Source organism: uncultured Georgenia sp., assembly GCF_937958535.1.
Classification (GTDB): domain Bacteria; phylum Actinomycetota; class Actinomycetes; order Actinomycetales; family Actinomycetaceae; genus Oceanitalea.
Window position 1 is genome coordinate 1 of sequence record NZ_CALGNQ010000248.1, and the last position, 8,228, is coordinate 8,228.

At 75.8% G+C, this 8,228-nt stretch carries 8 protein-coding genes; 7 read left to right on the forward strand and 1 reads right to left on the reverse strand.

Annotation, left to right across the window (positions count from 1 at the left end; all coding sequences use genetic code 11):
• The 7 genes from Q0195_RS13415 to Q0195_RS13445 form a co-directional block, all read left to right on the forward strand.
• Positions 1-252: SteA domain-containing protein (locus Q0195_RS13415; protein WP_299279365.1), on the forward strand; the 252-nt coding region annotated here is incomplete at its 5' end.
• Between the two features lie 7 nt (positions 253-259).
• Positions 260-1,342, forward strand: coding sequence for a copper transporter (locus Q0195_RS13420; RefSeq protein WP_299279366.1), 1,083 nt, complete (start codon positions 260-262; stop codon positions 1,340-1,342).
• On the forward strand, positions 1,342-2,163 hold the full coding sequence (locus tag Q0195_RS13425; protein ID WP_299279368.1) for a hypothetical protein: 822 nt from the start codon (positions 1,342-1,344) through the stop codon (positions 2,161-2,163). Before Q0195_RS13420 ends, Q0195_RS13425 begins: the two co-directional genes overlap by 1 nt.
• Positions 2,164-2,179: 16 nt before the next feature.
• A complete protein-coding gene (locus Q0195_RS13430; protein WP_299279370.1) occupies positions 2,180-3,805 on the forward strand; it encodes a lipid II flippase MurJ in 1,626 nt (541 codons plus the stop codon).
• Positions 3,806-3,824: 19 nt separating this feature from the next.
• Positions 3,825-4,904 carry a glycosyltransferase family 4 protein gene (locus Q0195_RS13435; protein ID WP_299279372.1) on the forward strand — a complete coding sequence of 360 codons (1,080 nt, stop codon included), beginning with the start codon at positions 3,825-3,827 and terminating at the stop codon, positions 4,902-4,904.
• A 14-nt stretch (positions 4,905-4,918) separates the two neighbouring features.
• Positions 4,919-6,706, forward strand: coding sequence for a CTP synthase (locus tag Q0195_RS13440; RefSeq protein ID WP_299279374.1), 1,788 nt, complete (start codon positions 4,919-4,921; stop codon positions 6,704-6,706).
• The gene (locus Q0195_RS13445; RefSeq protein WP_299279376.1) at positions 6,703-7,332 is read left to right on the forward strand and encodes an NUDIX hydrolase; all 630 of its coding nucleotides are present in this window, start codon (positions 6,703-6,705) and stop codon (positions 7,330-7,332) included. Before Q0195_RS13440 ends, Q0195_RS13445 begins: the two co-directional genes overlap by 4 nt.
• A 94-nt stretch (positions 7,333-7,426) precedes the next feature.
• Here the strand turns inward: Q0195_RS13445 and Q0195_RS13450 are convergent, their stop codons facing one another.
• Positions 7,427-8,116: a DNA alkylation repair protein gene (locus tag Q0195_RS13450; RefSeq protein WP_299279378.1), complete on the reverse strand. Its 690-nt coding sequence runs from the start codon at positions 8,114-8,116 to the stop codon at positions 7,427-7,429.
• Positions 8,117-8,228 lie beyond the last annotated feature (112 nt).

The following is an 8,228-nucleotide window of genomic DNA, read 5'->3' on the forward strand; positions in this document are numbered from 1 at the left end:
ACCTTCCTCACCCGGCTGCGGGTGGGCTCCAAGCTCGTCGACGCCAAGGGCGTCTCCCAGCTCTACCGCACCCGGATCTCCACGTGGCAGATCGTCCTGCTCGCCCTCGCCGGGCTGCTGGCGATCGGGGTGGCGCTGGCCGCCACCGAGTTCGGCCACACGCTCTACCTCATCATCCTGGCGCGGCTCGACGGCCTCCTCGCCGCCGTCAAGGACCTGCTGGGGATCGCCCCCGCCGCGCCCGTCTCGTAGGAGCTCCATGATCGACTTCCGCTACCACCTGGTCTCGCTCATCGCCGTGTTCCTCGCGCTGGCCCTGGGCATCGTGCTCGGCGCCGGGCCACTGAACGAGCCGCTCGGCGAGGGCCTCACCGGCCAGGTCGAGGAGCTGCGGGAGGACCGCGACCGGCTCCGCACCGAGCTCGAGGTGAGCCAGGTGGAGAAGGAGCACCGCGACGTCTTCCTCGACGAGGTCGCCCCGGCCACCCTCGGCTCCCGCCTCGAGGGCCGCGCCGTCGCCGTCGTCACCCTGCCCACCGCCAACGACGAGGACGTCGCCGACGTCCGCCTCCGGCTCGAGCAGGCAGGCGCCGTCGTCACCGGCGAGATCCGGGTGACCGAGGCGTGGACCGACCCCGGCTCGGCCACCTTCCGGTCCAGCTTCGCGGGACAGATCCTCGGGTACCTCGACCCGGTGCCCGACGACGGCGTGGAGCCCGGCGTCATCCTCGGCACCGCCCTGGGCCAGGCGCTGACGCGCGGTGACGCCGACGGCGCCCCCACCCCCGACGCGCAGACCCTCCTCGAGCTGCTCACCTCCGCCGACGACCCGCTCGTCGAGGTGGTCGACGAGCCGGAGCAGGCGGCCAACGCCACCGTGCTCGTCGCCCCCCGCACCGAGGAGACCGGGCCGGAGGAGAGCGCCGACCCCGCCGACGTCGAGACCCGCGAGCAGCGGCTCACCGAGGAGGTCGCCCTCGCCCGCGGGCTGGCCACGACGGGGGAGGGCAGCGTGACCGCCGGCTCGGCGGCCACCGAGCTCGACCTCGTCAGCGCCATCCGCGCCGACTCCACCGCCACCGAGACCGTGACGACCACCGACTCCGTGGCCGACATCACGGGCCGGATCAGCGTGCCGATGGCGCTCGCCGTGGCGATCTCGGGGGAGGTGGGCCACTACGGGATGGGCACCGACGCGACCGCCGCCGTCCCGCCCACGGTCTACCTCCCGCCGCCCGCCCCCTTCCAGCCGGAGGACGAGCCCACCGGCGACGACGAGGGCGGGGCACCGGACGGTGGCGCCCACGAGGAGGCCACCGACGAGCCGACGGACGACGCCTGATGGGGCGCCTCCACGCCGCCCTGCTCGGGGTGACCGCCGCGGGTGCGGCCACCGCCGTCCTCGAGCGACGCCCGCCCGGCGGACCCGGGCGGTGGCAGCGGACGAACTACGCCGACCGCACGGTCAGCCTCCTCGGCGGCGTGGCGCAGGCGGCCGGCACGACCCTCGCCCTGCTCGGCGCCGGCCGGACCGGGGCGGCCGCCGCCGTCGCCGCCGGCACGGGCGGGCTGCTCGGGGCCGTGGACGACCTCACCGAACGCGAGGGCGACCGGCACGTCAAGGGCCTGCGCGGGCACCTCACCGCCCTGCGGCAGGGGCAGGTGACCACCGGTGCGCTGAAGATCGCCGGGATCGGTGGCGGCGCCGCCGTCGCCGCGCTGCTGCTGCCCGCCCGCAGCCCCCGCCGCCTGGGCCGGCTGGTGGAGCGGGCCGCCGGTGCCGCGCTCATCGCCGGCACCGCGAACCTCCTCAACCTGTTCGACCTGCGGCCCGGTCGCGCTCTCAAGGTCACCTGCGCCGCAGGCGCCGGCCTGGCGCTCGTCGGCGGCCCCGGTGCACCCGTGGCCGCCACCGCACTGGGTGCGGCCGCCGCCGGGCTGCCGGACGACCTGCGCGAACGCACCATGCTCGGGGACACCGGCGCCAACGCCCTGGGGGCCGCGCTCGGCACCGCGGTCGCCGCGCACCCCTCCCGGCTGCTGCGCGGCGTGACGCTCGCGGCCGTGGTCGGCCTCACGCTGCTCAGCGAGCGGGTGAGCTTCTCCCGCGTCATCGAGCACACCCCCGTGCTGCGGGCCGTCGACCAGTGGGGCCGGCGGTGACACCGGTGGCCACGCGGTGACCGGGCAGCCCACCGGTCGCCTGGGACGCGTCCTGTCCGGGGTGGCCGGCGCCGCCGGGATGCTCGCCGTCATCACCGTCGCCTCCCGCGCCGTCGGCTTCGTCCGGTGGTTCGCCCAGTCCGCCACGCTCGGCGACTCCGCCACCGCGAACGCCTACGCCACGGCGAACATGCTGCCCAACGTGCTGTTCGAGGTGGCGGCCGGCGGGGCGCTCGCCGGTGCCGTGGTGCCCCTGCTGGCGGCCCCGCTGGCCCACTCCATGCGCCGCGACGTCGACCGGATCGCCTCGGCGCTGCTCACCTGGTGCCTGGCCGTGCTCGTCCCGCTCGGGGTGCTCGTCGCGCTCCTCGCCGGCCCGATCGTCGGCCTGCTGCCCGACTCCGTCGGCTCCGACGTGGAGTCCCAGCGCCGGCTGGCCACCTACTTCCTGCGCATCTTCGCCGTACAGATCCCGCTCTACGGGGTCGGGGTGGTGCTCACCGGCGTCCTGCAGGCGCAGCGCCGCTTCTTCTTCCCGGCCATCGCGCCGCTCGCCTCGAGCGTCGTCGTCATCGCCGCCTACGTCGGCTTCGGCGCCCTGTCCGGCGGGCAGGCCGACCGACCCGAGGAGCTCTCCCGCGCCGCGCTGGACTGGCTCGCCTGGGGCACCACCCTCGGGGTGGCGGCGATGAGCCTGCCGCTGCTCGTGCCCGTGCGGCGCACCGGGGTGCGGCTGCGGCCCGCGCTGCGCTTCCCACCGGGCGTGGGGCGGCGCGCCGCTCACCTGGCCGCCGCCGGCATCGGCGGCCTGCTCGCGCAGCAGGTCGCCACCGTCGTCTTCATCGTCCTCGCCCGCGGCGGCGGCCAGGTGGGTACGCTCAACATCTGGCAGTACGCCCAGGCGGTGTACTTCCTGCCCTACGCCGTGCTCGCGGTGCCCGTCGCCACCGCCGTGTTCCCGCGGCTGGCCGAAGCCGCCGGGACCCGCGACCGCCGCACCTTCGCGGCGATGGCGATCGGGTCGACCCGCTCCGTGCTCGCCGCCGCCTTCGTCGGTGCCGCCGTCCTCGCGGCCGTCGCGCCCGGGGTCACCGCGGTGTTCTCGCTGCGCGGGCCGATGGAGGGGATGTCCGAGACGGTCACCCTGCTCGCCCCCGCGGTCATGGGCTACGCGCTCATCTTCCACGTCTCCCGCTGCCTGTACACCATCGACCGGGGCCGCTCGGCCGTGGCGGCGACGGCGGCCGGCTGGCTCACCGTCAGCGTCGCGGCGGCGCTGCTCGTGCGCGTCACCGCACCCGCGGGCGGCGACGGGCCCGCCACCCTGCAGTCCCTGGCCCTCGGCACGACGATCGGGATGACGGTCGCCGGCGTCGGGCTGCTCTGGGCGCTGCGGCGCGCGCTGCCCGCCGGCACCGGGCTGGCCGGGCTGCTCCGCACGGTGGCGGTGGGGACCCTCGGCGCGGCCGGCGGCGGGCTCGTCGGTCGGGTGGTGACCGACGCCGTGCTCGGCGCGGTGGGGCCGCTGCTCCTGTCCGGGCTGCTCGCCGCTGCGGCCGGGGCGCTGGTGGCGGCTGTCGTGGCCGGCGGCGTCGTCGTCGGGGCCGACCGCGGCGCGCTGCGCACGGCACGGTGGTCCTGAGCGTGACAGGGTGATGCCCATGCGGATCGTCCAGCTGACGTCGACGAGCGCGGGCGGCGTGGCGCGCCACGCCCGCCAGGTGGCGGGACTGCTCGCCGGTGCCGGGCACCGGGTGGTGCTCGCCGGCCCCGCCGACGTCGTCGCCGACTCACCGGTCCCCACCCACGTCGTCGACATCGCCGACCGGCCTCGTCCCACGGACGTCGCCGCGCTCCGCCGGCTGCGCGCGGTGCTCCACGGGGCCGACCTCGTGCACGCCCACGGGCTGCGCGCGGGCGCGGCGGCCGTCCTGGCCGCCACCGGGCTGCCGTACCGGCCCGCCGTGGTCGTCACGCTCCACAACCTGCCCGTCGGCGGCCCGCGCGTGCGGGCGATGGCGGCCGTGCTCGAGCGGGTCGTCGCCCGCGGGGCCGACCTCGTCCTGGGGGTCAGCGGCGACCTCGTCGCGCGCATGGCCCGCCTCGGCGCCCTGGCCGAGCGGGCGCTCGTCCCGGCCCCACCGCACCGCGACCCCGGGCCGCTGGACGACGCCGCCCGCGCCCGGCTGCGGGCGGACCTCGGCGTGGCGTCCGACGAGCGGCTCCTCCTCACCGTCGGGCGGCTCGCCCCGCAGAAGGGACTCGGGCTGCTCTGCGACGCGGCCGCCCTGCTCGCCCGGTCCCCGCACCGGGTGCGCTGGGTGGTGGTGGGGGACGGGCCGCTGGAGGACGAGCTGCGCCGCCGGGTCGCCGCGGAGCGGCTGCCCGTCGTCGTCGCCGGCCGCCGGGAGGACGTGCCGGCGCTGCTCGCGGCCGCCGACGTCGTCGTGTCGACCTCGACGTGGGAGGGCCAGCCGCTCGCGGTGCAGGAGGCGCTCCAGGCCGGTGCGGCCGTCGTCGCCACCGACGTCGGCGGCACCGGGGAGGTGACGGCCGACGCGGCCGCCCTCGTCCCGCCCGAGCCGGAGGCGCTCGCCGCCGCCGTCGGCAGGCTGCTCGCCGACGACGCCGAACGTGACCGGCTCCGGCGGCTCGCCCGGGACCGGGCGGGTGCGCTGCCCACACCCGAGGACGTCCTCGCCCAGCTCCGGCGCTGCTACAGCGGCCTGGTACCCGACTGATAAGGTGGAACCCCGTGGTCACCCTTCACCGCGCAGGCGGCGACACAGTCCCCCGTCACATCTTCGTCACCGGTGGGGTGGCGTCCTCTCTCGGCAAGGGGTTGACGGCCTCGAGCCTCGGTCAGCTGCTCCGCGCCCGCGGTCTGCGGGTGACGATGCAGAAGCTGGACCCCTACATCAACGTCGACCCGGGCACGATGAACCCCTTCCAGCACGGGGAGGTCTTCGTCACCGACGACGGTGCGGAGACCGACCTCGACATCGGCCACTACGAGCGCTTCCTCGACGTCAACCTCTCCCGTGCGGCCAACGCCACCACCGGCCAGGTCTACTCCACGGTGCTGGCCAAGGAGCGGCGCGGTGAGTACCTCGGCGACACCGTCCAGGTCATCCCGCACATCACCGACGAGATCAAGGCGCGGATGCGGGCCCAGGCCAACCCGGTGGACGGCAGCGAGCCGCCGCACATCATCATCACCGAGATCGGCGGGACGGTCGGCGACATCGAGTCCCTGCCCTTCCTCGAGGCCGCGCGGCAGGTGCGCCACGACCTCGGCCGCGACAACGTCTTCTTCGTCCACGTCTCCCTGGTGCCCTACCTGAGCACGAGCGGGGAGCTGAAGACCAAGCCGACCCAGCACTCGGTGAGCGAGCTGCGCAGCATCGGTATCCAGCCCGACGCCATCGTCTGCCGTACGGACCGCGAGCTGCCCGAGGGCGTCAAGGGCAAGATCGCGCTCATGTGCGACGTCGAGCGTGAGGCCGTCATCGAGTGCCGCGACGCCGACTCGATCTACGAGATCCCCGCCGTCCTCCACCGCGAGGGCCTGGACGCCTACGTCGTGCGCCGGCTCGACGTGCCCTTCCGCGACGTCGACTGGACGGAGTGGGACGACCTCCTCACCCGGGTGCGGCACCCGCGGGACACCGTCGAGGTCGCGCTCGTGGGCAAGTACGTCGACCTGCCCGACGCCTACCTGTCGGTCACCGAGGCGCTGCGCGCCGGCGGCTTCCACCATCGGGCCCAGGTGGTCGTCCGCTGGGTGCCCGCGGACGACTGCGCCACCCCCGACGGCGCCCGCAAGGCGCTGCACGACGTCGACGCCGTCCTCGTCCCCGGCGGGTTCGGGGTGCGCGGCATCGACGGCAAGCTCGGGGCGCTGCGGTACACGCGCGAGAACGGCATCCCCACCCTGGGCATCTGCCTCGGCCTGCAGTGCATGGTCATCGAGTACGCGCGCAACGTCCTGGGCCTGGAGCAGGCCTCGTCCACCGAGTTCGACCCCGCAACCCCCGACCCGGTCGTCGCGACCATGGCCGAGCAGGTCCACTTCGTCGAGGGCGGTGGTGGGGACATGGGCGGCACCATGCGGCTGGGCAGCTACGAGGCGGTGCTCGAGGAGGGCTCGCTCGTCGCCGAGGTGTACGGCGCCACCCGGGTCACCGAGCGGCACCGGCACCGCTACGAGGTGAACAACACCTACCGCGACGCCCTCGCCGAGGCCGGGCTGCACATCTCCGGCCGGTCGCCCGACTCCTCGCTCGTCGAGTTCGTCGAGCTCGACCGTGCCCGGCACCCGTACTACGTCGCCACCCAGGCCCACCCGGAGTTCAAGTCCCGGCCCACCGCGGCCCACCCGCTGTTCCGCGGTCTCATCGGCGCGGCGCTCGAGCGGCAGCGCGCCGGGCGGCTGCTCGAGGTGGAGGCCGACGCGCTCGCCGAGGCGCCGGAGCACGACACGCGCCGCACCACCGACCTCGCCGAGGAGATGCCCGCGTCGGGCGCGGCGGAGCGCCAGTGACGGTGGAGGACCGGCGCGACGACGGCCGTGAGGTCGTCCGTCGCCGGGTGCTCCACGCCGGCCGGGTCTTCGACCTCGTCGGGGAGGACGTCCGCCTCGCTCCCGACGACGAGGAGACGGTGCTGCGGGAGTTCGTCGACCACCCCGGCGCGGTCGCGGTCGTCGCCCTGCGCGAGGGACCCGAGGGCGAGGAGGTCGTCCTCGTCGACCAGTACCGCCACCCGGTGCGGGCTGTGCTGTGGGAGGTCCCGGCCGGCCTGCTCGACGTCACAGGGGAGGACTACCTGACCGCGGCGCAGCGCGAGCTCGCCGAGGAGACCGACCTGCGCGCCGAGCGCTGGGACGTGCTCGTCGACTACTTCACCACCCCGGGCGGCTCGACCGAGTCGCTGCGCGTCTACCTCGCCCGGGACGTCAGCGAGGTGCCGCACGCCGACCGGCACGACCGCACCGACGAGGAGCGGGACATGACGGTGCGGTGGGTGCGCCTGGACGACGCCGTGGCCGCCGTCCACGCCGGCCGCATCCACAACCCGAGCGCTGTCGTCGGCATCCTCGCCGCGGCCAGCGCCCGCGCCACCGGCTGGTCGGTCCTCCGCCCCGCCGACGCCCCCTGGTTCCGCTGACCCGCACCTCCCCGCCGAGAGCCCACTTCCCACCGAGAGCTCACTTCTCACCGAGAGCTCACTTCTCACCGACAGCCGACTTCCCGCCGAGAGCTCAGCGCAGCGCCTCCCGGCGGGAGAGCGGGGAGAGGCGGGATCCGTACCCCTCGACCGTCTCCCGCACCCATGCCGCGGCGTCGTCGTCCACGCGGGAGTACTGCCGCAGCGCCCAGCCGATGGCCTTGCGCACGAAGAAGTCCGGGTGGGAGACGTTCGGGTCGATGACGTCGGTGAGGAGCCGCCGGTCGGTCGCCGCCCGGGAGCGCAGCTGGGCGAGGATCGCCGTGCGCCGCAGCCAGCGGTCGTCCTCGGTGGCCCACCGGCGCAGCGTGTCGGCGGTGCCGGGGTGGGCGCGCAGCACGGCACCGACGAGGTGGGCGGCGGTCTCGTCGACGAGGTCCCACCACGCCCCCGTGACGACGAGGTGGCGGTAGAGGTCGAGCGACTCCGCCGCGCGGGCGTGCGCCGGGACGCTGCGCGCGACCCCGAGCGCGGCGTAGCGGTCCTCCCGCACCTCGGCGGTGTCCCACAGGTCCCGTATCGCCGCGTGCCACTCGTCGTAGCCCGGGGTCGGGTGCTCCCGGACGACGCCGCGGACGATCACCCGCACCGCGGGGACTGCGAGCCCGTGGAAGGGTAACGTCGACCGCATGTACCGCTGCTGCGCGGCGGCCCGGTCCGGGTCGCCGTCGGCAGCCCGCAGGGCCGTGCGGACGGCGGCCGCGAGGTCCACCGGGCCGGTCACCGCTACGCGGGCACGGCGGGCTGCAGCCGGCCCGCCCTGGTGTACAGCGCGCCCGTCGCGTACACCAGCGCGACGACGGTGAGCGCCGAGCCGAGCATGTGGACCCCGACGA